Source organism: Flavobacterium phragmitis (assembly GCF_900112575.1).
Classification (GTDB): domain Bacteria; phylum Bacteroidota; class Bacteroidia; order Flavobacteriales; family Flavobacteriaceae; genus Flavobacterium; species Flavobacterium phragmitis.
Window position 1 is genome coordinate 513755 of sequence record NZ_FOMH01000003.1, and the last position, 22115, is coordinate 535869.

General features: G+C 33.3%; 23 protein-coding genes. 13 read left to right on the plus strand and 10 right to left on the minus strand.

Annotation, left to right across the window (positions count from 1 at the left end; all coding sequences use genetic code 11):
* Nucleotides 1-98 precede the first annotated feature (98 nt).
* A complete protein-coding gene (locus BM289_RS07825) occupies nucleotides 99-737 on the minus strand; it encodes a peroxiredoxin (RefSeq protein ID WP_091492334.1) in 639 nt (212 codons plus the stop codon).
* 112 nt (nucleotides 738-849) lie between these two features.
* Nucleotides 850-1761 carry an AEC family transporter gene (locus BM289_RS07830; protein WP_091492228.1) on the minus strand — a complete coding sequence of 304 codons (912 nt, stop codon included), beginning with the start codon at nucleotides 1759-1761 and terminating at the stop codon, nucleotides 850-852.
* Nucleotides 1762-2046: 285 nt separating this feature from the next.
* Here BM289_RS07830 and BM289_RS07835 point away from each other — a divergent pair, with 285 nt between their 5' ends.
* From BM289_RS07835 to meaB, 3 genes are all read left to right on the plus strand, one after another.
* Nucleotides 2047-2454 (plus strand): RrF2 family transcriptional regulator, encoded by a 408-nt coding sequence (locus tag BM289_RS07835; protein ID WP_091492230.1) that lies wholly within the window; start codon nucleotides 2047-2049, stop codon nucleotides 2452-2454.
* Nucleotides 2455-2511: 57 nt separating this feature from the next.
* A complete protein-coding gene (locus BM289_RS07840) occupies nucleotides 2512-3153 on the plus strand; it encodes an NAD(P)-dependent oxidoreductase (protein ID WP_091492231.1) in 642 nt (213 codons plus the stop codon).
* A gap of 312 nt (nucleotides 3154-3465) precedes the next feature.
* Nucleotides 3466-4587, plus strand: a complete 1122-nt coding sequence (gene meaB / locus BM289_RS07845; protein WP_091492233.1) for a methylmalonyl Co-A mutase-associated GTPase MeaB — start codon at nucleotides 3466-3468, stop codon at nucleotides 4585-4587.
* Between the two features lie 175 nt (nucleotides 4588-4762).
* Here meaB and BM289_RS07850 read toward each other — a convergent pair whose 3' ends face one another.
* Genes BM289_RS07850 through BM289_RS07860 form a run of 3 tightly spaced genes read right to left on the minus strand, consistent with a single transcriptional unit; the run spans nucleotide 4763 to nucleotide 8421 of the window.
* Nucleotides 4763-6694 carry an LTA synthase family protein gene (locus tag BM289_RS07850; protein WP_091492235.1) on the minus strand — a complete coding sequence of 644 codons (1932 nt, stop codon included), beginning with the start codon at nucleotides 6692-6694 and terminating at the stop codon, nucleotides 4763-4765.
* Nucleotides 6695-6754: 60 nt separating this feature from the next.
* Nucleotides 6755-6982 (minus strand): hypothetical protein, encoded by a 228-nt coding sequence (locus BM289_RS07855; protein WP_091492236.1) that lies wholly within the window; start codon nucleotides 6980-6982, stop codon nucleotides 6755-6757.
* Nucleotides 6983-7035: 53 nt separating this feature from the next.
* Nucleotides 7036-8421 carry an MATE family efflux transporter gene (locus tag BM289_RS07860; protein WP_091492238.1) on the minus strand — a complete coding sequence of 462 codons (1386 nt, stop codon included), beginning with the start codon at nucleotides 8419-8421 and terminating at the stop codon, nucleotides 7036-7038.
* Nucleotides 8422-8611: 190 nt separating this feature from the next.
* On the opposite strand from BM289_RS07860, the gene BM289_RS07865 reads away from it, so the two are divergent.
* Nucleotides 8612-9133 carry a hypothetical protein gene (locus BM289_RS07865; RefSeq protein WP_091492239.1) on the plus strand — a complete coding sequence of 174 codons (522 nt, stop codon included), beginning with the start codon at nucleotides 8612-8614 and terminating at the stop codon, nucleotides 9131-9133.
* 169 nt (nucleotides 9134-9302) lie between these two features.
* Here BM289_RS07865 and BM289_RS07870 read toward each other — a convergent pair whose 3' ends face one another.
* Nucleotides 9303-10181 (minus strand): PPK2 family polyphosphate kinase, encoded by an 879-nt coding sequence (locus BM289_RS07870; RefSeq protein ID WP_091492241.1) that lies wholly within the window; start codon nucleotides 10179-10181, stop codon nucleotides 9303-9305.
* A 236-nt stretch (nucleotides 10182-10417) separates the two neighbouring features.
* On the opposite strand from BM289_RS07870, the gene BM289_RS07875 reads away from it, so the two are divergent.
* From BM289_RS07875 to BM289_RS07910, 8 genes are all read left to right on the plus strand, one after another.
* A complete protein-coding gene (locus BM289_RS07875) occupies nucleotides 10418-10912 on the plus strand; it encodes a hypothetical protein (RefSeq protein WP_091492242.1) in 495 nt (164 codons plus the stop codon).
* A gap of 29 nt (nucleotides 10913-10941) precedes the next feature.
* Nucleotides 10942-11778, plus strand: a complete 837-nt coding sequence (locus BM289_RS07880) for a DUF6929 family protein (protein ID WP_091492244.1) — start codon at nucleotides 10942-10944, stop codon at nucleotides 11776-11778.
* A 354-nt stretch (nucleotides 11779-12132) separates the two neighbouring features.
* Nucleotides 12133-12633 carry an RNA polymerase sigma factor gene (locus BM289_RS07885; RefSeq protein WP_091492245.1) on the plus strand — a complete coding sequence of 167 codons (501 nt, stop codon included), beginning with the start codon at nucleotides 12133-12135 and terminating at the stop codon, nucleotides 12631-12633.
* 2 nt (nucleotides 12634-12635) lie between these two features.
* Nucleotides 12636-13601, plus strand: a complete 966-nt coding sequence (locus BM289_RS07890) for a hypothetical protein (RefSeq protein ID WP_091492247.1) — start codon at nucleotides 12636-12638, stop codon at nucleotides 13599-13601.
* A gap of 71 nt (nucleotides 13602-13672) precedes the next feature.
* Nucleotides 13673-15799 carry a vWA domain-containing protein gene (locus BM289_RS07895; protein ID WP_091492248.1) on the plus strand — a complete coding sequence of 709 codons (2127 nt, stop codon included), beginning with the start codon at nucleotides 13673-13675 and terminating at the stop codon, nucleotides 15797-15799.
* 55 nt (nucleotides 15800-15854) lie between these two features.
* On the plus strand, nucleotides 15855-16442 hold the full coding sequence (locus BM289_RS07900; protein WP_091492250.1) for an LURP-one-related/scramblase family protein: 588 nt from the start codon (nucleotides 15855-15857) through the stop codon (nucleotides 16440-16442).
* A gap of 114 nt (nucleotides 16443-16556) precedes the next feature.
* Nucleotides 16557-17273, plus strand: coding sequence for a 3-ketoacyl-ACP reductase (locus BM289_RS07905; RefSeq protein WP_091492253.1), 717 nt, complete (start codon nucleotides 16557-16559; stop codon nucleotides 17271-17273).
* Between the two features lie 123 nt (nucleotides 17274-17396).
* Nucleotides 17397-17903, plus strand: a complete 507-nt coding sequence (locus BM289_RS07910; protein ID WP_091492255.1) for a hypothetical protein — start codon at nucleotides 17397-17399, stop codon at nucleotides 17901-17903.
* A gap of 164 nt (nucleotides 17904-18067) precedes the next feature.
* On the opposite strand, the gene mtaB is transcribed toward BM289_RS07910, so the two are convergent.
* On the minus strand, nucleotides 18068-19402 hold the full coding sequence (gene mtaB / locus BM289_RS07915; RefSeq protein ID WP_091492256.1) for a tRNA (N(6)-L-threonylcarbamoyladenosine(37)-C(2))-methylthiotransferase MtaB: 1335 nt from the start codon (nucleotides 19400-19402) through the stop codon (nucleotides 18068-18070).
* A 487-nt stretch (nucleotides 19403-19889) separates the two neighbouring features.
* Here mtaB and BM289_RS07920 point away from each other — a divergent pair, with 487 nt between their 5' ends.
* On the plus strand, nucleotides 19890-20408 hold the full coding sequence (locus tag BM289_RS07920) for a hypothetical protein (protein ID WP_091492335.1): 519 nt from the start codon (nucleotides 19890-19892) through the stop codon (nucleotides 20406-20408).
* Nucleotides 20409-20476: 68 nt separating this feature from the next.
* Here BM289_RS07920 and BM289_RS07925 read toward each other — a convergent pair whose 3' ends face one another.
* Genes BM289_RS07925 through BM289_RS07935 form a run of 3 tightly spaced genes read right to left on the minus strand, consistent with a single transcriptional unit; the run spans nucleotide 20477 to nucleotide 22110 of the window.
* On the minus strand, nucleotides 20477-21007 hold the full coding sequence (locus tag BM289_RS07925) for a GNAT family N-acetyltransferase (RefSeq protein WP_091492258.1): 531 nt from the start codon (nucleotides 21005-21007) through the stop codon (nucleotides 20477-20479).
* A gap of 6 nt (nucleotides 21008-21013) precedes the next feature.
* Nucleotides 21014-21835, minus strand: coding sequence for a Cof-type HAD-IIB family hydrolase (locus BM289_RS07930; RefSeq protein ID WP_244165341.1), 822 nt, complete (start codon nucleotides 21833-21835; stop codon nucleotides 21014-21016).
* A 56-nt stretch (nucleotides 21836-21891) separates the two neighbouring features.
* Nucleotides 21892-22110, minus strand: a complete 219-nt coding sequence (locus BM289_RS07935; RefSeq protein ID WP_091492259.1) for a putative signal transducing protein — start codon at nucleotides 22108-22110, stop codon at nucleotides 21892-21894.
* Between the last annotated feature and the right edge of the window lie 5 nt (nucleotides 22111-22115).

Genomic DNA, 22115 nt, shown 5'->3' on the forward strand with positions numbered 1-22115 from the left:
ATAAAAAAAGCACTAAGATTTTCATTTTTGAAAATCTTAGTGCTTTTTTATTTGTAATCTTTGAGCCTTTGTAACTCTGTCACTTTGTCTCTAAAAAATTACTTATTCGGCTGTGGAGTCAATCGTAAATAAGGTTTTATCGGCGTATGTCCTTTTGGGAATTTTGCAGGAATATCACTGTCTGGAATTGCTGGTGCGATCACTACATCTTCCCCATCTTTCCAATTAGCAGGAGTTGCAACGCTGTAATTTGCTGTTAATTGCAAACTGTCAATAACACGCAATAATTCGTCGAAATTTCTTCCTGTTGAAGCTGGATAAGTCAGCGTCAATTTAATTTTTTTATCTGGCCCAATTACAAAAACAGAACGCACCGTAAATTTGTCACTTGCATTTGGATGAAGCATATCGTAAAGATTCGCTACTTTTTTATCTTCATCGGCAATAATTGGAAAATTAACTTCTGTATTCTGAGTTTCGTTAATGTCTTTAATCCACTCTTTATGCGAGTCTAAACCATCTACACTCAGAGCAATAACTTTCGTATTTCTTTTGGTAAACTCAGGAACATAATTCGCTACGGTTCCCAATTCCGTTGTACAAACAGGAGTAAAATCTGCTGGATGCGAAAATAAAACACCCCAAGAATCTCCTAACCATTCATGAAAATTGATTGGTCCCTGCGTGGTTTCTGCGCTGAAATCTGGAGCTATATCGCCTAATCTTAATGTTGACATAATATATCTTTTTTTAGTTCCTCTAAAATTAACTAAAAAATGCATGTAGAAAACATTGAAAAGGTAAAAAAAAGTTAAAATTCTACTTTCTCTATCTAATTAGTATTTTGAACTAAATAAAACTTAAGATAAAATACCAAATTGCAAGAGTTACGAAAGAAATCGGGATTCCAAAACCAATCATCATACTACTTAATTTTGGTTTCAATCCATAGGTCGAAGCTAAAATTGCTCCTGTAATCATTGGAGCCATTGCGGTTTCCATCAACGTAATTTTAATGGCCTCAGAACGTTGATTAAATATAAAAACATACAGCACAAGAATCACAAATGGAACTAAAATCAGTTTGAAAAAAAGCCCTAGATGCAGGAATTTCCAATGTTTACTATTGCGATCAAAAGTAAGTTGCAAACCAACAGAAAGAACAGCTAATGGCGTTACGAAACTTCCGATTTTTAATAATATATTTTGAATGTTTTCATTTAAATCATAATTCAAAACATTAAAAATACAAGCTAGAACAAACATTAAAAATGGAGGAAATGTGATAATTTTCTTTAAAATTCCTAAGAAATTGGGGCTTCCTTTAGAATAAAAAGCCGCTGTAAAAACACCAAGTGTAGAAACCACTACAAAAGTTCCTGGCTGATCTACTAAAACTGCCGTTTCCAATCCTTTTTTTCCAAACAAAGCCTCAATTATCGGATAACCTAAAAAAGAGCTATTACTTAATCCGGCAGTTAATATCAGACAGCCAATCAATTTATTCGACCAACCTTTTCTTCTTCCCAAAATATGAAAAAACAGAAAAGCTAAAATATACGTAATCCAGCCAGCTCCTATTGGAAACAGTAATTCATTGCTCCATTTAATCTTAGGAATATGATAAAGTGTAATTGCAGGAAGACAAAAATAAATAACAATTTTATTTAATGTCTTATAAATATGAGTCGGAAATTGTTTTACTCTTTGCAAAACTAAACCCAATGAAAGGAAGAAGAATATTAATATAAAGTTGTTCATTAATTAGTGCTTAGTAATTAGTCCTTAGTCGATAGTAATTTGTTTTTAATAATGAAATTTTCAGAATGTAAGATTAATACTTACAATCCTTTCGCTAAAATTTTCAGTTACAACTCATAATTTTTACCAACTAAACGCAAAAGTAATAATTACTAAGTATTAAAAGCTAAATGACTAATCACTAAGAATTAATTACTAAGGACTATTCACTAATCACTAAAAAAAAGTTAAATTAGTATTTTGTGTTACAAAAAACCATAAATTTGTAACATATTTTATTACAGTATGATTTCAGGTAAATTTGCCATAACGATTCACATTCTTACTTTGCTCCATAAATTTCCAAATGATTATTTATCATCGGAGTTTATTGCTGGAAGTATTAATCTAAATCCTGTTTTGGTTCGAAAAGAAATTGCCAACTTAAAAGCACATCATATTGTAGAAAGTAAAGAAGGAAAAAATGGCGGTACAAAATTGGCTGTCAATGCTGCTGAACTGACTTTAAAACAAATATTCGAAATGACCTTTGAAAGCATTGGTTTAGGTTTTGCAAAGAATCAGCCAAATCCTGATTGTCCTGTTGGAAAAAACATTAATCAGCATTTGGAAGTGTTATATAGCGAAATGAATCAAAACGTCAGCAAGCAGCTGGAGGCAATATCATTGGAAGATTTTTCGAATCAATTTTAAAACTATTTTTTTAATCAAAACTGTAACATTTTTTATTACTAAATAAATTTATATATTATGAAAATCGCACTTATTGGAGCTACAGGATTTGTTGGCTCAGCAATTTTAAATGAATTAGCAGAAAGAAAACACGAAGTAACTGCTATCGCAAGAACTCCAAAAGATACAGCAAATGCTAAATGGGTTGCTGCAGATATTTTTAACGTTGACGCATTGGCAGAAATCTTAAAAGGTCACGATGCTGTTGTTAACGCTTACAACCCAGGATGGACAAATCCAAACATTTACGATGATTTCTTAGCAGGTTCCAAAGCGATTCAGGAAGCAGTTAAAAAATCTGGCGTAAAACGTTTTATTACTATTGGTGGCGCTGGAAGTTTATTTGTTGCTCCAGACTTACAAGCTGTAGATACTCCAGATTTCCCAAAAGAAATTTTCCCTGGTGCAAACGCAGCAAGACATTATTTAGATATTATTAAAGAAGAAAAAGACTTAGACTGGGCTTTCTTTAGTCCTGCATTCGAAATGCACGCTGGAACTAAAACAGGAAGAACTGGAAAATACCGTTTAGGATTAGAAAATCCAGTTTTCAATGACGAACAAAGAAGTATTTTATCTGTAGAAGATCTAGCGGTTGTTATTGCTGATGAAGTAGAAACTCCAAAACACCACCAAGTTAGATTTACCGCTGGATATTAATTCTTTCATACGCTAAGGTTCTAAGCCACTAAGTTTTTTTATTGCCAGAACTTTTCGCAAATGCAATGTCTTCCTGAGCGAAGTCGAAAGGACACAAGGCAATTCTACAATACTAGACCCGACAGGTTTTTAAAACCTGTCGGGTCTCTTTGCAGTAAACAATCTTTGTTGAGCTAGTTGTGTGCCTTTCGACTTCGCACAAGAAGACAAAAAAGCGGTAACAAATTAGCAGAAATTCGTGTAATTTGTGGCTAACTAACTTTTTGAAACTGTTTTTGTTTTCTGTACTTTTACATTTCTAAAAAGTGCATTTTGTCAAATTTGAATAAACAAGCTGGAAATATCTCTGAAAAACCTGGGATTTCATCTCCCGAAATCACTAATATATCGGCTATTAATCAAATTAAAAATAAACGCAGACAACAACCCACTTCAGAAGAATTAATTAATGGTATCCTTGAAGGAAACAGAACTTCTTTAAGTCGCGCGATTACTTTAATTGAAAGTACTAATCCCGATCATTTTGAAAAAGCCAATGAAGTTGTTCAAGGCTGTTTGGCTCAGGCTAATAAATCGGTACGTATTGGAATTACTGGCGTTCCTGGTGTTGGAAAAAGTACTTTTATTGAAGCCTTTGGAAAACATCTCACACAGTTAGGAAAAAAAGTGGCTGTTTTGGCGGTTGATCCAAGCAGTTCTCTTTCGCATGGAAGTATTTTAGGCGATAAAACCCGAATGGAAGAATTGGTTAAAGATGAAAATGCTTTTATTAGACCAAGTGCTTCTGGAGAGACTTTAGGCGGTGTTGCGCGCAAAACCAGAGAAACTATTATTCTTTGCGAAGCGGCAGGTTTTGATACTATTATTATTGAAACCGTTGGTGTTGGCCAAAGTGAAACCGCTGTTCACAGTATGGTCGATTTCTTTTTACTTTTAAAGATTTCCGGTGCTGGCGATGAACTTCAAGGCATTAAACGCGGAATTATGGAAATGGCAGATGCCATCGTAATTAATAAAGCGGATGGAGACAACATTAAAAAAGCCAATCAGGCGAAAGTAGATTTCAATAGGGCCATGCATTTATTTCCACCAAAAAAATCAAACTGGCAGCCAAAAGTAACAACTTGCAGTTCCATTACTAAAGAAGGTATTTCTGAAATCTGGAATACTATTTCTGATTATTTTGAAATGACAAAAAAAAACGGATTCTTTCAGGAAAAACGACATGAGCAAAACCAGTTTTGGATAATGGAAACAATCAACGAGCAATTAAAATCAAATTTCTATAATCAACCAGAAATTATTTCGCTTTTAGAACAAAATAAAAAAGCAGTGCAAAACAATGAAATCTCACCTTTTGCAGCTGCTTCTGAGTTGTTAAAATTGTATTTTAATAAAGGTGCAAAGGCACAAAGTGACAAAGGTTCAAAGTAAAAAAATGTCGCTTTGCTCCTTTTAATTCGACAACAATCTCTATACACAATCTCTATACACAATCTTGTCGGTTCGAGCGAAGTCGAGAACACGCAAAGCATTTCGACTTTGCTCAATATGACAACGTTTTAAAAGTTCTCTAAATAAAAACTTAGAATCTTAGCAACTTAGAACCTTAGCGTCTTAATTTGTATTTACTTTCCTTATACAGATTCCCTGCCGTAATTACGTGCGCCAAAGCATCTTTTGCTAATTCTTCATTTAATTTAACTGGAATCAAAGTTGTATCGTTTTTGATTTCAAACTGAAGGGGTTTCAAATTGGGTTGCATGATTACAACTTGATTTTCTACTCTAAAAGCATTGATATCATTAAACTGCATGATTGCTCTTCCCTGTACTTTTGGATCTAATTTGCTCAAGTTTCTTCCTACCATTGGAGTTTCGAACGGAAGCCCTAAATAACTTAACAAAGTCGGTGGGATATCAATTTGACTTGCCAATTTATCGTAAACTGCATTTTTTGGAACTCCTGGCCCCATAATAAATGCTGGAATATGAAATTTATTAATTGGAACTAAGTTTTTACCGTATGTTCTGGTATTATGATCCGCAATTACGATGAAAATAGTATTTTTAAAATAAGCTTCTTTTTTAGCCAATTCAAAGAATTTACCAATCGAGAAATCAGCATATTTCATGGCGTTATTTACCGTTGCAGGCTTTTTGTCATAAGGTTTTATTCTTCCAGCAGGATATTCAAAAGGTTCATGATTAGAAGTTGAAAACATCAGAGAGAAAAATGGTTTATCTCCTTTTGACTTGAAATATTGGTTGGCTTTGGTTACTAAATCTTCATCGGAATACCCCCAAGTTCCTTTGAAAGCATATTTATTTCCATCTGATTCAAAATCTTCCTGATCAATAATATTTGTAAAACCATTTCCGTTGAAAAATGATGCCATATTATCAAAATTTGCCATTCCGCCATAAATAAAACTGGTATCGTAGCCTTTTTGTTTTAATGCTTCCGCTAAAGTAAAAAAGCCTTGTTGCGAGTTACCTAATTTGACAACACTTTCGGATGGCGAAGGTAAAAATCCAGTTACAACGGCTTCAATTCCGCGAACACTTCTGGTTCCTGTACAGTATAAATTGGTAAATAAAGTTCCTTCTTTAGATAATTTATCAAATTCGGGAGTTAATGGTTTTCCACCTAAAATTCCAACATATTCTGCACCTAAACTTTCTTGTAGAAAAATAACCAAATTATAAGGTTTTTTCATCACAGAATCTGGCTGTTGTACATGCAAAAAGGGAATGGAAGCATCTGTGAAATCACTGGGCCCAGCAATCATATATTTTTTTACACGGGCAATTGCTTCTGCCTCATCCATTTTACCGTACATCTTGGTGTTTCCTTCGTTTTTAATCGAATAAGCCGCAAATGCAACTGTGTAAAATGAATTTAACCCTAAAGTATTTGTCAATTGATCTGTAGAAAAAACAGCATTACTTGCATTGATGGGACGTTTTGAAGTTAGACTCGAACGCGCTCCAAAAAACAATAAAAAAGCTATCAACGGAAATAGCATTAATTTAAACTTATAATCTGTACTGACAGTATAAAAAAACTTTTTCCCTTTTTTGAAAGCAAAATAAAGCACCACTCCTAAAATAAGGAATGTCACAATTATGGAAGTCAGATAACTTTTTAAAAGCATTCCAACAACTTCTTTTGGATAAATCAGATAATCTAAGAAAATCTTATTGGGACGTGTATCATATTGCTTCACAAAGTCTGGCGAAGCTAATTCTACAAATAAAATTAAAAACAGAAATAAGAAACTGTAAATTACTAAAAACGTATTCGTGAATTTCAGCCATTTATTAGGTAAAAAAGTAATTAATAAGGCTGGAAGAAACGATAAATAACAAAGCAATATCAAATCCATTCGAAGACCGATTGGAAAAATATACCAGAAATTTTCAGTCTGTTCTACTCTTTCTTTAAAAATGAAAAATAAAAACAAACGGCTTAATGTGGTAATCAATAGACCGATTAAAATAAAATTGAAAATCGGTTTTAAAAAACTTAATTTTTTCATTGGAAATAAAATAAGAACGTAAAAATAAACTTAAAAGTGAAGACGCAAAAAGATGCATCTTTACTCTTCGTAACGATTTACTTCGCGATCATAAAACTCGTTAGCTTTCTCAATTAAACTTTCCATTTCTGCATTTAATTCGGCTTCGTCAAGATCTTCAGCTTCTTCTAAAAATTCAACCTCATCGTCTTTCAAATTGATGATAAACCTTGGATAATCAAGGTGGATGATAAAAATATCGTCCGGAAAATCTGTATTGTCTCCAAGTAAAAATTTAGGTAATTCCATATTTATTTTTTTTATTAATGGTTATTTTTTTGAATCTAAAATTCTATTCAAAATTAGTCATTTGAAATCGAATTTGTAATCAATTTCTTAGTTAGATAATTAAAACGTAAATAAAGCATTACTGCCGCCGCCGTTAAGCCTGCCAAAAGTCCAATCCAAACTCCTTGCGCTTTCAATTCGGTATGCTCTCCCAAATAATAGGAAATTGGAAAACCAATTACCCAATAAGCTACAAAAGTAATATACATTGGGATTTTAACATCCTGTAATCCTCTTAATGCGCCTAAAACTACAACCTGAATTCCGTCGGAAATCTGAAAAACTGCTGCAATCAATAATAATTTCGATGCAATTGCGATTACTTCTGTATTATCCGTAAGCTGAATTGTATTTTCCATATTTAAAAAAATATGAGGTAAAACGGTATGAAACGCAATAAATACTAAAGCAAAGAAAACTTCTAAAATAATCGCCAGCAGGAAAATCGATCTTGCTACAACAAGCAGTTTTTTATAATCTGTTAAACCTCTCTGGTTACTCACACGAATCATCGAAGTGACACTTAATCCCATTGCAAACATAAAAGTAAGTGAAGCCAGACTCAGCGCAATCTGATTTGCTGCCTGACTTGTTTTTCCAATATTTCCGCAAAGCCAGATCGAAGCCGTAAACAAAACCACCTCAAACAACATTTGCATGGCCGATGGAAAACCGATGCTTATGATTTTCTTTATTGTTGCTTTTTTAATTTCATTAAAACTGAAACCTTTAAAAAAGCGTTTTAAATCTTCTCTTCGCGAAAGCATAATGTGCATAAACATCACCAAAAAGATTCTCGAAATTACAGTACCAAGCGCTGCACCGATAATTCCCATTTTCGGAAAAATCCAGACTCCGTAAATCAAAACATAATTAATTCCAACGTGCAAAACATTTGCCATTACCATGGCGTACATCGAATATTTCGTCAATGACATTCCGTCTGCAAATTGTTTATAACCTTGATACATTACTAACGGAATCAGCGAAAAAGCCACCCAGCCTAAATATGGTTTTGCCAAAACAATAACATCTTCTGGCTGTTTCAGTAATTCCATTATCGGTTTTGCACACATTATGACACTAAAAAGAATCAAACCAAGAATGGTGCATAAAAACAAACCGTGATGAAATGCCGAGCGAATTTTAGTATCATTTTTCTCTGCATCTCCTTCTGCTACAATTGGTGTAATAGCAGTTGAGAAACCAATTCCAAGCGACATGGCAATAAAAATCATACTATTACCAAGAGAAACAGCCGCTAATTCTGTACTCCCAATTTTGCCCACCATAATATTATCGACAATACCTATTAAGGTATGCCCAACCATTCCTAAAATAACAGGATAGGCCAGTCTTAAATTATACGAAAACTCTTTGGTGTACTGCTTTAAATTCACTTGTAATCAATTTTAGTCGGCAAAGATAATCAGAAGCTTCGAATTCTATCCTATTAATAATATTATATACCGATTTTAAGCAAAAAATAAGACGAACTCAATATTATATAAAGATTTTTAAAAATTGTATAACAAACTCCAAATACCTCCGTTTTACTTTTACATTATTAATAATTCAAATTTATAAGCCATGAAAAAATTACAGATTATTTGCCTAGCTGCTTTTGCTTTTTTATTCTCTAACACAACATTCGCTCAAGAAACAGAAGCAACAAATTACGATCAAGGATTTAGATTAGGTTTTGGAGTAAACGGAGGTCTTCCTACTGATAACGATTACGATTGGGCACTTGGTGGAGATGTACGTTTACAATATGATCTTTCTAAAAAAACATCATTAACGTTAACAACAGGGTTTACTAATTTATTTAATGGCAAAAAAGACGCCGCAGGAAATGATATTAAAGATCTTGGATTTATTCCAGCCAAAGCAGGTTTTAAAGCTTTTGTTTTAAAAGATCAGTTTTATGTTTTAGGAGAAGTTGGTGCTGGTTTTGCAGTAACTAACGGCTACAACAACACTACTTTTTTATGGGCGCCAGGAATTGGATACGCCAATAAATTCATCGATTTAAGCGTTCGTTACGAAGATTATCATGATTTTAGAACCAATCAAGTAGCACTACGTGTTGCTTATGGTTTTAAACTATAAAAAATAGGTTTAATTTATTATTTTGTTTTTGGTAAAAATCCGACAGTCTGCATAACTGTCGGATTTTTTATTTTAATATGAATTATTTCTTTCAAAAATAAACCCGACAGGTTTTTAGAAATCTGTCGGGTTGTACGAATTATCAAATTGACTCATTTTCTAATTAAAGTCATTTTTCACCAAGCTCTTTTTTATAGAGCTCAATATTCATCGCTGTTTTTTCATCCAATTCTGGTTCTTTAATATCGGTATGTTTTTTCATTTCTTCCCAAATAATTTTGGCTACAATATAACGCGACATTTCTTTATCGTCTGCCGGAACAATATACCAAGGAGCGTGTTTAGTAGACGTTTTATTTATAGCTTCTTCATAATACTCCATATATTGATCCCAATAACCGCGTTCTTTCAAATCTCCAGACGAGAATTTCCAGTTGTGCTTTTCTTCTTCCAAACGTCGAAGCAAGCGCTGGCGCTGTTCTTCTTTACTCAAATGCAAAAAGAACTTCATCACAATTGTTCCGTTTTGAGCAATATGTTTCTCAAAATTATTGATCTGCTTGATTCGTTCTTCCCAAAATTCATCCGTAATATCATCAACAGAATTGATGTCTGGCAAATTCTCAGATAAAATATATTCTGGATGAACGCGCGTTACCAGCACATTCTCATAATGCGTTCTATTAAAAATCGCAAACTTTCCTTTTTCTGGCAAAGCAATATAATGACGCCACAAATAATCGTGTTCCAATTCACTCGAATTTGGTGTTTTAAAACTATGCACCACAACCCCACGCGGATTAAATTCTTTAAAAACTTCCCGAATCAAACTATCTTTGCCAGAAGTATCCATTCCCTGAAGACAGATTAAAACAGCGTATTTATTGTGTGCATACATCACATCCTGTAATTCACTTAATTTCGCCTGAACCTTATCGAGTTTTTCTTCTTTTTCATCATCGTCTGCATCTACTTTTAATAAAGTCGGAAGTTTACTTAACTTGATTCTATCTGTAACCTTAAAGTCTTTCGGGTCTATTGATTTCATATTTTCGAATTTTGTATCATAAATATAGTAATTTTACGAATTCCGATAGCTATCGGAACTGCTATTCATTGCAATACTTTTCAATAAATTGCTTTTTTCCAAAACCATAACAAGAGCATCCTTCGGTCGCTTTGTTCTGTCAGGAAAAAATGCCATTTCTTTTCAAAGTATTTTCATTTCTATCAGGGCTAGGTTTTCGTTTTCAAAAGAACTTTTCGAACATTTCAAAATTCATAATGACTAAAAGAATTCTATTTTTATTGTTATTTTTCATAAATCAAGCTTTCTGTCAGGATAAAAACTATTCAAATCCAGATAAAGCTTTTATTGAAGTATTTGGAAAATGTTATAATGATTTAAGCCCAATTGAAGGAACAGAAAAACTTCTTCCGAAAAATAAAAATGTAAAATTTCGTTCGTTGTATCAATGTGTTTCAAGAATAACATACGCTGAAAACGACAAAAAAATTGAAAGTTTAATTCTAAAAAGAGCTGTAGAAATAGCTGTTAGGCTATATAGCGAGGGAACTCCAGTATATTTAATTTACGGAATGAATAGTTCTAACCAAGCCGATTCGGAGAATCAAATTTTAACAGATGACAATAACTTAGTTTTTATGAGTGTTGGAGAATGTGTTGTTTTTAATCCTTTAATAAAAATTAGCGAAGCAGTAAATAATACAACAATGGAGTTAATTAACAACTCTAAATCAGTAAAAAACAAAAAATAGAATAACAAAAGTTTTCAAAACAACATTTCATGGAAAAATTCACATTAGAAATATTATTTCAAATCATAGGAATAGGTTCAGCATCAGGATTATTTTACAACAATGACGCACTTTACGTAATCGGCGACAACAGCGGATTCCTTTACGAATACAATATGCAGAATCAGCAATTGAATCAACATGCTTTAATTGATAATCCCACGCAGAACATTCCAAAAAACTTAAAACCCGACTTTGAATCCTTAACAAATCATAATGACACATTGTATGTTTTTGGTTCCGGCTCCACCGAAAACCGAAATAAAATGATTGAGTTTGATTTGAAATCGAAAACTGTCTTGCAACAAAATAATCTAGTCGATTTATATGCTCTAATGCAAAGTTTCGGCGAAATTAAACCTGAAGATTTCAATTTAGAAGGGGCAATTTTCGACGGAGAAAATTGGTATTTATTCAATCGTGGAAACGGAGTTTCCAACAAAAACACCATTTTTACGATTCATGCCAAAAAACTGGATGAAGAATTTGCCTTAATCGCGGTTAATTATAAACTTCCAAAAATAAAAGGCATTCGTTCCAGTTTTACCGATGCTGTTTTGGTTGAAGATAAAATTTATTTTCTTTCTACTGTAGAAGACACGAAATCAACTTACGATGATGGTGAAATCTTAGGTAGTTTCATTGGCCGAATCGATACTAAAACCATGAAAATCGATTTTACTCAAAAAATTACTTCAACCAATAAATTTGAAGGATTGACCTTTTATAAAAAAGAAAATAATAAAATCGAGTTTTTGCTTTGTGAAGATAATGACACGGAACTTTTAGAAACTAAAATTTATAAATTGACATTGCCTGTTAAATAAAAACTTCGTGAATCTTTGTGTTTTACTTTGTGAACCTCTGTGGAAAAATTATTCCACAAAGATTCGCAAAGATTTTCGCAGAGTGACACAAAATTTTTCAATTATGATATTAACGTAGAGACGCACCGCAGTGCGTCTACACAAAGAATGACAGAAAACATTATGACCTCTCAGACCTAAGACGCACTGCAGTGCGTCTCTACAATAGAAAACCTTTGTAACTTTGTTTCTTTGCAACTCTGAACCTTTAAAAAAAAATTTCATCCCAGTCCCAACCTTTTTATCTTTTTATCTCTCTATACAAGAAAGACAACAATTGTGATAAACGAGACTCAAATAGCAAACTGTAAAAAAATGCACCGCGATGCCCAGCGTCAGGTGTACGAATACATGGCGCCAAAGTTGTACCGCCTCTGTAAAAGATATTTAAAAAAGGAAGAAGAAATCGAAGAAGCCTTGGCTGATTCTTTCTTTACTATTTTCACCAAACTCGATCAGTTAAAAGAAGCTTATGCATTTGAAGCCTGGGCAAGACGCATAACTGTAAACCATTGTTTGGCAACGATTCGAAAAGAAACCAACTTCAACATGTATTTGGACGATGTGAAAATGCTTTCGCAACCTTCTGTCGACGAACTGAACACACTAGAAGAAGAAGATTTACTCAATTTATTAAACCATATTCCGGACGGCTGTAAAACTGTGTTCAACCTTTTTGTTATTGAAGGTTATGCTCACAAAGAAATAGCCGAAATGCTAAAGATCTCCGAAGGTACCTCGAAATCACAATTGAATGCCGCTAAGACCAAACTGAAAGAATTGGTTAATAAACTGTATTATCAAAAAGCAAAATAGTCATGGACAATCAAGATAAATTATTCGAAAAAATAAAACAAGCTTCACAAAATGCCGAGCTTAAAGACTTTCCGGGAATGGAAAAAATCTGGTCACGCGTGGAAGATAAACTGGACAAAAAAGAAGATAAAAAGACAATTGTATTATGGAAAAAAATTGCTGTTGCGGCTTCTCTTCTTTTATTAATCTCTTTGGGTTCACAATTTTTACATACAAGTAAAGAGGATGTAAACGAAACGCCAAAAGTTGTAGTTAACGAAAAAGAAAACATTGAAACTCCTGCAGCAGAGAAAAATGAAACAGTTGTTTCTTCGGATACACCATTAGTTCCAAAAGAAGAAGCTGTTAAAATTCTAGATAAACAAATTAAACAACAGGAAAAAATAGCTGTACATGAAATACAATCTGCTCCAAAAGCAATTACTCCTCCTCCTATTGTAACCGAAAGAGCTAATTATGATGCAATAATGTCTGTATCGCCAATACATGTAGCAGAAACAACAGAAGACGATAACAATATTAATTCTGAAAAAGAAGTTACTTCTCAAATGGGATATTCAAGCAATCCTAAAAGAGAATCTGCGAAAGTTGCTTTTGCTGAAAAAAGTGCGCCTAAAGCCAAAAAAAGCAATCCTTTGGTAGTTCTTAACGGAACGGCAATGGCTCATAGTGATGATGCCAAAAAAGACAAAATGATCCAAAGGGAAATTCCAAATCTAAATCCAGAAAATGTAGATTCATTGGTCGTTTTGGATGAACCATTGTACATCATTGACGGAATTTATTATTCTGAAAATGATTTATTTGGCAATAACCCAACGAGTCCGTATGCGCCTTTAGACAAACAAGACATTAAAACCATAACCATTTTGCAAGACCTTGAAGCTACCGAGAAATATGGTGAAAAAGGTAAAAAAGGAGTTGTTATCATTACTACAAAAACAGGAAAACCAACTCTGAAAAAATAATACTCTGCTTTGTCAAAGTCTGCAGCTTTGACAAAGCAAAATCCGAATATTAATTCTTAAAAATTATTATCATGAAAAGTTTAAAACTTATTTCATCAGCCATTGCTATGCTTATATGTTTCGTAACCATGGCACAAGAAAGAACAATTACTGGAACTGTTACAGATGAATCTAATTCACCACTTCCTGGTGTTCAGATAACAATTAAAGGCACCAAAATTAATACCCAAACAAACTATGATGGATATTACTCTATTAAAGCAAAAAAAGGAGATGCTTTAGTCTTTAGTTTTATAGGAATGGATTCTCAAACTATTTACATTAAAAATTCAAATACAATAAACGTTACATTAAAAGAAAATTCTAATCAACTTAGTGAAGTTGTTGTTACAGGTTATCATACTACTAAAAAACAAATGATGACCGGTTCGGTAGCAATGGTTCGAAGTACAGTTTCAGGTGTACAAGTTCAAAATAGTGTTGGATATCTTGCAAGCCCAAGTCCAACTATTGCTATTCGCGGAACCGCCACTGTTTCTCCAAAAAATGAACCTCTATACATTATTGACGGAGTTCCGGCAAAAGCCAATCAAATGGCAAAAATTAATCCGAATGATATTGATAATGTTTCGGTTTTAAAAGATCAGGCGGCAACTTCTATTTATGGCAGTAAAGCTTCAAATGGCGTCGTTGTTATTGCTACTAAAAACAACCTTTACAAAAACCTTTCAGAAAAGGAATTAGATCAAAAATTAAATATTCTACCAATTCCTACTGAACCAACTCAGGAAGATTATGATGCTTTTGTCGAAAATGCTTTCGAAAGTCCAAAAACAGCACCGCTTTCTACTTTTTCTATCGATGTTGATAATGCTTCTTACACGAATATCAGACGCTTTTTAAACAATGGTCAGCAAGTTCCAAAAGATGCCGTTCGTGTAGAAGAAATGGTTAATTTCTTCAAATACACTTATCCGCAGCCTAAAAATGAGCATCCTTTTTCTATTAATACAGAAGTGAGCGATTCTCCTTGGAATCCGAATAATAAAATCCTAAAAATTGGTTTACAAGGAAAAAATATTCCTACCGATGATTTACCAGCTTCAAATCTTGTTTTTCTAATTGATGTTTCGGGTTCTATGAGTGATTTAAACAAACTGCCTTTATTGAAACAATCTTTCAAAATATTGGTAAACGAACTACGTGCAAAAGACAAAGTGGCAATTGTAGTTTATGCTGGCGCAGCAGGAATGGTTTTATCCCCAACTTCTGGAAAAGAAAAGAAAACAATCATTGACGCTTTAGACAAATTAGAATCTGGCGGAAGCACGGCGGGAGGTGCAGGAATTGAACTGGCTTACAAAACGGCGACGGAAAATTTCATTAAAGGAGGAAACAATCGTGTAATTCTGGCAACTGACGGCGATTTTAACGTAGGAAGTTCTTCTAATACTGACATGGAAAAACTAATCGAAGAGAAAAGAAAAACAGGCGTTTTCTTGACTTGTTTAGGTTACGGAATGGGAAATTACAAAGACAGCAAAATGGAAATTCTAGCCGATAAAGGAAACGGAAACTACGCTTATATCGATAACATTCAAGAAGCGAATCGTTTTTTAGGAAAAGAATTTAAAGGTTCGATGTTTGCTATCGCGAAAGATGTAAAAATCCAGATTGAATTCAACCCAAAACAAGTGCAATCGTATCGTTTAATTGGCTACGAAAATAGAAAATTGCGTCCAGAAGATTTTAAAAATGATGCAATTGATGCTGGAGAACTAGGAAGCAATCATACCGTAACGGCTTTGTATGAAATTATTCCTACCGGTGTAAAAAGCGATTATTTAACAGCACAAACAGACGATTTAAAATACACTAAAACCGAAACCAATTCAAACAATTACAGCAATGAACTGGCAACCATAAAATTCCGTTATAAAAAGCCTGATGGCGAGAAAAGTATCGAAATGGCTCAAGTAATTGAGAATAAATCAATTGCTTTGAATAAGGCGAGTGATGACATGAAATTTAGTACTGCAGTAGCGTGGTTCGGATTGAAATTAAGAGATTCAAAATTAATTGCTGACAAATCATCAGAAGAAATTGTAAAATTGGCAAAACAAGGAAATTCAAATGATGATGAAGGTTATAAAGCCGAGTTTATTCGTTTAGTCGAAACTAACAAGCAGTATAATTAATAAATATTGTATTACATTTGGGCTTTTTTTCGAAACATTAATTTTTTATACTCGCATGAATTCAATTTTAAGCCAAAATCTATTTTTAGTAAAAGAACACATCGGAATGTTTAAAGCGGCAAACAACTACGACATTTACGATCCGCAGACCAATCAAATTATCATGAACTGTCGTGAAAACAATTTGGGATTTTTCACCAAAATGTTCCGTTTCACAGAATATAAAAGAGCTACTCCATTTAATGTTGAAATTACAACTGCTTCTGGCGAAAAATTAATTTCTGTAAGAAGAGGCGTTGCCATATTTCGTTCAACAGTTGAAGTTTTGGACGAAAAAGATCGTTTGGTTGGAACTTTCAAACAAAAATTCTTTTCTATCGGAGGAAAATTCGAAATCTTGGATAAAAATGAAAGACCTGTCGCTACTTTACAAGGAAAATGGACAGGTTGGGATTTTAAATTTTCTCATGAAAACAAACAACTAGCACAGGTAAGTAAAAAATGGGCGGGATTAGGAAAAGAGTTTTTTACGAGTGCCGACAATTATGTATTGCAAATCGAAGAAACGGTACCTGCTGATAGTCCGTTGAGACAATTAATTTTAGGAGCCGTCATGTGTATTGACATGGTTCTGAAAGAATAACAAAAAGTTGTTAAACTTAGATTAAGAAAACACTTTAAAGCATCATTTTAGTTTTCAAAAGTTTATTTTTGTAAGACTTAAAATGATGCTTTCTGCATTTCTAAAAATACAATAATGACCGACTTAAAAAATAAAAATGCCCTTATTACAGGTGCTGGAAAAGGAATTGGAAAAGCTGTTGCCATTGCATTGGCAAAAGAAGGTGTAAACCTTATTTTAGTTTCTAGAACCAAAAGCGATATTGACCAATTGGCAGAAGAAACTTCAAAACTAGGCGTAAAAACTTTGGCTCTTTCTGCTGATGTTTCTGATATCAATTCCATAAATTCTGCTGTTGAAAAAGCAATCGCAGAATTTAAAAGTATTGATATTTTAATCAATAGTGCAGGAATTGCTTCTTTTGGAAAATTCTTAGAGTTAGAACCAGAAGCTTGGGAAAGAATTATCCAAGTAAACTTAATGGGAACATATTACACCACTCGCGCCATTATCCCAAATATGATCGAAAGACAAACTGGAGACATCATTAACATTTCATCAACTGCTGGATTAAACGGAAACGCGCTAACAAGTGCTTACAGCGCCTCTAAATTTGCGGTTTTAGGTTTAACAGATTCTTTAATGCAGGAAATGAGAAAACACAATATTCGTGTTACGGCTTTAACGCCAAGTACTGTTGCGACAGACATGGCAAAAGACTTAAACCTTACTGACGGAAACCCAGAAAAAGTAATGCAGTCTGAAGACATGGCCGATTTGATTATCGCTCAGTTAAAATTAAATCGAAGAGTTTTTATCAAAAACAGCAGTATTTGGTCTACAAACCCATAAAGGCAAATCACAAATTTCTGAAATTCCAAATTCCAATCTCAAAGTAATTGAAATTTGGTATTTGATTTTTGGAGTTTAGCGTTCGGAATTTGGAATTTAATTATTGGAACTTAAAAAAACATGATGGAACAATATTTAAGACAATTGGTCGAAATAGAATTTCAGGATAAAAAAGAAATCTTCAGCGGATTTCTAATTGATTATTCTGATGAATGGATTTTGCTTCGAAATAATCCGGTAGATTTTGTTTTGGACGGTTTTGTTATTTTGAGAAATAAAAATATTGAAGCTGTAAATCGTGATCATGATTTGGCTTTTACAGAAAAAGTAATTCGTCTCAAAGGATTAAAAATTAATTCTGACGATATCATTCCAATCAAAGATTTAGATTCAATCATAAAGTTTGTTTCTGAAAAATACGGAATTTTTCAAATTGCAAAAAAATCTTCTAAATCTGCTTATTTAGGAAAACTAATAGAATTGAATGACGAAGAATTGACTATTAACTTTTTAGATACGAAAGGAGAATTTGGAGGAGAATTAGGTTTTAATCCGGAAAAAATTCGAGTTATAGAATTTGATACCGATTATATTAATTCTTTGAAATTAGTGGTTAAGGAGAATGAATAAAAAAACAAGAAAGTCCTTTTTATAAAAGGGCTTTCTTGTTTTTGTCATTTCGACCGAAGGGAGAAATCACACTAGAAACTCGACAAAGATTGGCGATTAAGCCTGTGGAATTTCTTGTGTGATTTCTCCCTTCGGTCGAAATGACAATACTCTGAGTATATTTTTTAAACCTCCGCCAATTTATTCAAAAACTCTAAACGAACACTTCCGTCTTCGTCGATTTTAGTTAAACTAATTTCTTGCAAAGTATTAACCAATTCTGGATTCCAAGGCGTTTTTACTTTTACGTAGTTTTCAGTAAATCCGTGAATGTATCCTTCTTTATTTTCACTTTCAAAAAGAACCGTTCTGTTTGTTCCTAATTGACTTTCGTAAAAAGCACGACGTTTTTTAACGGATAACCCGCGAAGCATTTTACTGCGTTTTGCTCTTACATTTGAAGGAACAACACCTTCCATATTCACTGCTTCTGTATTATCTCTTTCTGAATAGGTAAATACGTGTAAATACGAAATATCTAAATCATTTAGGAAATGATAAGTTTCTAAGAAATGCTCATCTGTTTCTCCAGGAAAACCAACAATTACATCAACACCAATACAAGCGTGAGGCATTACTTCTCGAATTTTATTTACTCGATCTGTATAAACTTCACGTAGATAACGACGTTTCATCAATTTCAAAATATCATTGCTTCCTGATTGTAATGGAATATGGAAATGCGGTACAAAAGTGCGACTTTTAGAAACGAACTCTATCGTCTCATTTTTCAATAAATTCGGTTCGATAGAGGAAATTCTTAAACGCTCGATACCTTCCACTTTGTCTAAAGCCTGAACTAAATCCAGAAAAGTATGTTCGTGTTTTTTATTTCCAAACTCCCCTTTTCCGTAATCTCCGATATTTACACCGGTTAAAACAATTTCACGGATATTCTGTGCTGAAATTTCTTTAGCATTTTTCAATACATTTTCCAGAGCATCACTTCTTGAAATCCCTCTTGCTAATGGAATGGTGCAATACGTACATTTATAATCACAACCGTCCTGCACTTTTAAAAATGCTCTCGTACGATCTCCAATAGAATAACTTCCTACGTAGAAATCAGCTTCAGCGATTTCGCAGGAGTGCACTTCACCCATATCGTTCTTGCTCAAATCATGGATATAGTCTGTGATTTTGAATTTTTCTGTAGCACCCAAAACCAAATCAACGCCATCAACCGCGGCTAATTCTTCTGGTTTTAATTGTGCATAACAACCAACAGCGGCAACAAAAGCTTTATCATTAAGCTTCATTGCTTTCTTGACAACCTGTTTAAATTGTTTATCGGCATTTTCTGTTACAGAGCAGGTATTAATCACATAGATATCTGCAACATCTTCAAAATCGACGCGGTCAAAACCTTCGTCATTAAAACTTCTGGCGATTGTAGAGGTTTCTGAAAAATTCAGTTTACAACCCAGAGTGTAAAAGGCAACTTTTTTTCTATTTTCCATAATTTGTCTTAAATTAATGAAATCGTTGTCAAAAAATTTAAGGCTGCAAATTTACAAACAATATTGATCAAAAGAAAGCGATTAATTTACTTCGAATCAATAATTTGCGCCCAATGTCAATTTAGAAACATTCCAAAAACGTTTAACATATTCTTTTTTTTTCTAAAACAGCACTTTTTAGCACTCTATTTTTAACAATTCAATAAGAATAAAATGACAAAATAATCGATTAAATGCAAATTTTATCGATTAAGTACATTTTTTAGCATTATAAATTCAAAATTTCTTACATTTACTTTTGTTATAATTCTTGGGTAAATTAAATTAAGATTTAAGAATTTTAACACGCTTAAATTAATTTAATAATAATTCAGGCATAACAATTTTGAATTTTAACCGTTATGTTGTTGTTTTGTGTTACAAAATGAAATGGGAAAGCCGAAAACCAAAGAGAGTAGGCAACAATTATAATAACAAATACCACTTTATGAAAGCATTTTTACCCACAATCTGCTTGATGTTCTTAACCATTTTTAGTTCGCAAGCGCAGACTAATGCTCCTGCAGCAAATCCATTCCCTACTATCAGTACATTAACAACTTGGGCCAGCTTCAATTCGCAGCAGCAATTTGATGTCGCTATTCGTGCAGTTGGTTTTAAATTTGAAGTTAAAGAACCAGGAGAAGGCTCTACAGCTTATACTTATATTCGTAAAGTAACTGTAAATGATGTGAACTATACAGACAGAATCGTTTATAGAATTACCAACAATAATTCTGCAAGCATCATTTCATTAGTAACTGCTTCTACAGATTTAGTAAGTTTGTATACACCACAATTGACTACTTTTAAAAACAACAACTGTAAAACAGAAATGTCTAAAGATAAAAACACAACTTGCAGCTGTTACGAAAGCGCAAACTTTGCGGTTGATCTTTGCGACGAACGTGTAAAATTAACTATGGGTGACGGAAACAAATACTTCGTTTCTGTAGCTAAAAAATAATAACAACTCTGAATTGTTTCCAAATCTTTACTGACTTTGCAAGTATGTAAAGATTTGGAATGCATTTCTTAGTTTGAGTTTGGACTTTCGAGTTCGTACCAAACTTCGACTTCTCCTTCATATTCGAAAGAATTTACAAAATGGAAACCTAGTTTTTCTAAAATCTTTCTAGAATTTTCATTTCCAGCATCTGCATAAGCATATAGTTTTTCAACTTTCATTTCGTTGAAAGCATAATCAATAAAAGCTTTTCCTGCTTCGGTTGCGTAACCTTTACTCCAATGTTTTTCAATAAAACGATATCCTAATTCGTAGAAGTTTTTATGATTATTGATTTCATTGGTAATATATTTTATTCCTGACCAGCCAATAAATTCATTTGTCTCTTTAAGAACCACAGCCCATCGGCCAGTTCCAAAATCTTTGTATTGTTTTTGAATGAATTTGATATAATCAATAGTTTCTTCAATGTGTTTTACGGGATTATTACCAACAAACAAATGAACATTCGGATTAGATTCCAATTCAAACATTCCATCAACATCCGATAGTTGTAATTCTCGTAAAAACAAACGTTCAGTTTCTATTGGATTCTTCATTTTTTTCTAATTTAAAATAAAACGTTGTACTACCTCAGCAACACCGTCATTATTATTTGAAGCTACGATTAAATCGGCTTTATCACGCAATTCAGGTGCTACATTATCAACCCAAACTCCCAGACCAGCATATTCAATCATAGTTAAGTCATTTCCAGCATTTCCTACGGCAATAATTTCACTTTGAAGAATTCCCAGCTTATCAGCCAAATATTTCAAACTTGCCGCTTTATCAATTCCTTGCTGCGCAGCTTCTAAGAAAAAAGGTTTCGACATCGAAACACTTAAATGTGGCATGGCTTCTATTAAGTCATTTTCGACTGTTTTTAAATAAGTCGGATTTTCAAGTAAAATACATTTTACCGCAGGTCGGTCTACATACTCTTTAAAGCTTGTAACCTTACGATGTGTCATTCCTGTAATTTCTTTTTCTACTTCGATATATTCAGAATCTGTCTGGCTGATAATTTCGTCATCTAAATACGTAATGATATCTGTTTTCATCTTTACACTGTAATCGTATAAAGCATAAATTTGTTCTACCGTAAGCTTTTGTTCAAATAAAACCAAATCGTCTTTTACACGGCTTATTATCGCTCCATTAAAAGAAATAATGTACGAATCGTTTAAATGTAATTCCAATTCTTTAGCGTAAGCTGTCATTGCAATTGTAGGTCGGCCGGAAGCTAAAACCACATACACCCCTTTCGCCTGCGCTTCTAATATTACTTTTTTGTTTAAATCTGAAATTCTGTGGTCGTCTGTCAACAAGGTATCATCCATGTCAAGCACTAACATTTTGTATTGCATTTTTTTTATAGTTTTCATTCGCAGTCACAGTTTTCAGTTTCTATTGTAAACTGAAAACTGCGACTGAAGACTTCTTAAAGACTCATTCTAAATTCTTCAATAACTGGATTTGCTTTTGCAAAATCAGTTTCTTGAATAAACACCTCAACAGCCAAATCTGTACCGCCAAAACCTCCTAAACGAGCCGATTGAATATTGTCTTTTTTTACGGTTTCTACACCAGCTTCTTCTAATCTTTCCTGCAAAGCAATAGCCAACACTTCACTTCCCGAAAATACTTTCATTAATCCCATGATAT

Coding starts and splice junctions, on each gene's coding strand:
- BM289_RS07825 (WP_091492334.1), bottom strand. CDS start 737: ATGTCAACATTAAGATTAGGCGATATAGCTCCAGATTTCAGCGCAGAA.
- BM289_RS07830 (WP_091492228.1), bottom strand. CDS start 1,761: ATGAACAACTTTATATTAATATTCTTCTTCCTTTCATTGGGTTTAGTT.
- BM289_RS07835 (WP_091492230.1), top strand. CDS start 2,047: ATGATTTCAGGTAAATTTGCCATAACGATTCACATTCTTACTTTGCTC.
- BM289_RS07840 (WP_091492231.1), top strand. CDS start 2,512: ATGAAAATCGCACTTATTGGAGCTACAGGATTTGTTGGCTCAGCAATT.
- BM289_RS07850 (WP_091492235.1), bottom strand. CDS start 6,694: ATGAAAAAATTAAGTTTTTTAAAACCGATTTTCAATTTTATTTTAATC.
- BM289_RS07855 (WP_091492236.1), bottom strand. CDS start 6,982: ATGGAATTACCTAAATTTTTACTTGGAGACAATACAGATTTTCCGGAC.
- BM289_RS07865 (WP_091492239.1), top strand. CDS start 8,612: ATGAAAAAATTACAGATTATTTGCCTAGCTGCTTTTGCTTTTTTATTC.
- BM289_RS07870 (WP_091492241.1), bottom strand. CDS start 10,181: ATGAAATCAATAGACCCGAAAGACTTTAAGGTTACAGATAGAATCAAG.
- BM289_RS07875 (WP_091492242.1), top strand. CDS start 10,418: ATGACTAAAAGAATTCTATTTTTATTGTTATTTTTCATAAATCAAGCT.
- BM289_RS07880 (WP_091492244.1), top strand. CDS start 10,942: ATGGAAAAATTCACATTAGAAATATTATTTCAAATCATAGGAATAGGT.
- BM289_RS07885 (WP_091492245.1), top strand. CDS start 12,133: ATGCACCGCGATGCCCAGCGTCAGGTGTACGAATACATGGCGCCAAAG.
- BM289_RS07890 (WP_091492247.1), top strand. CDS start 12,636: ATGGACAATCAAGATAAATTATTCGAAAAAATAAAACAAGCTTCACAA.
- BM289_RS07895 (WP_091492248.1), top strand. CDS start 13,673: ATGAAAAGTTTAAAACTTATTTCATCAGCCATTGCTATGCTTATATGT.
- BM289_RS07900 (WP_091492250.1), top strand. CDS start 15,855: ATGAATTCAATTTTAAGCCAAAATCTATTTTTAGTAAAAGAACACATC.
- BM289_RS07905 (WP_091492253.1), top strand. CDS start 16,557: ATGACCGACTTAAAAAATAAAAATGCCCTTATTACAGGTGCTGGAAAA.
- BM289_RS07910 (WP_091492255.1), top strand. CDS start 17,397: ATGGAACAATATTTAAGACAATTGGTCGAAATAGAATTTCAGGATAAA.
- mtaB (WP_091492256.1), bottom strand. CDS start 19,402: ATGGAAAATAGAAAAAAAGTTGCCTTTTACACTCTGGGTTGTAAACTG.
- BM289_RS07920 (WP_091492335.1), top strand. CDS start 19,890: ATGAAAGCATTTTTACCCACAATCTGCTTGATGTTCTTAACCATTTTT.
- BM289_RS07925 (WP_091492258.1), bottom strand. CDS start 21,007: ATGAAGAATCCAATAGAAACTGAACGTTTGTTTTTACGAGAATTACAA.
- BM289_RS07930 (WP_244165341.1), bottom strand. CDS start 21,835: ATGAAAACTATAAAAAAAATGCAATACAAAATGTTAGTGCTTGACATG.
- BM289_RS07935 (WP_091492259.1), bottom strand. CDS start 22,110: ATGGGATTAATGAAAGTATTTTCGGGAAGTGAAGTGTTGGCTATTGCT.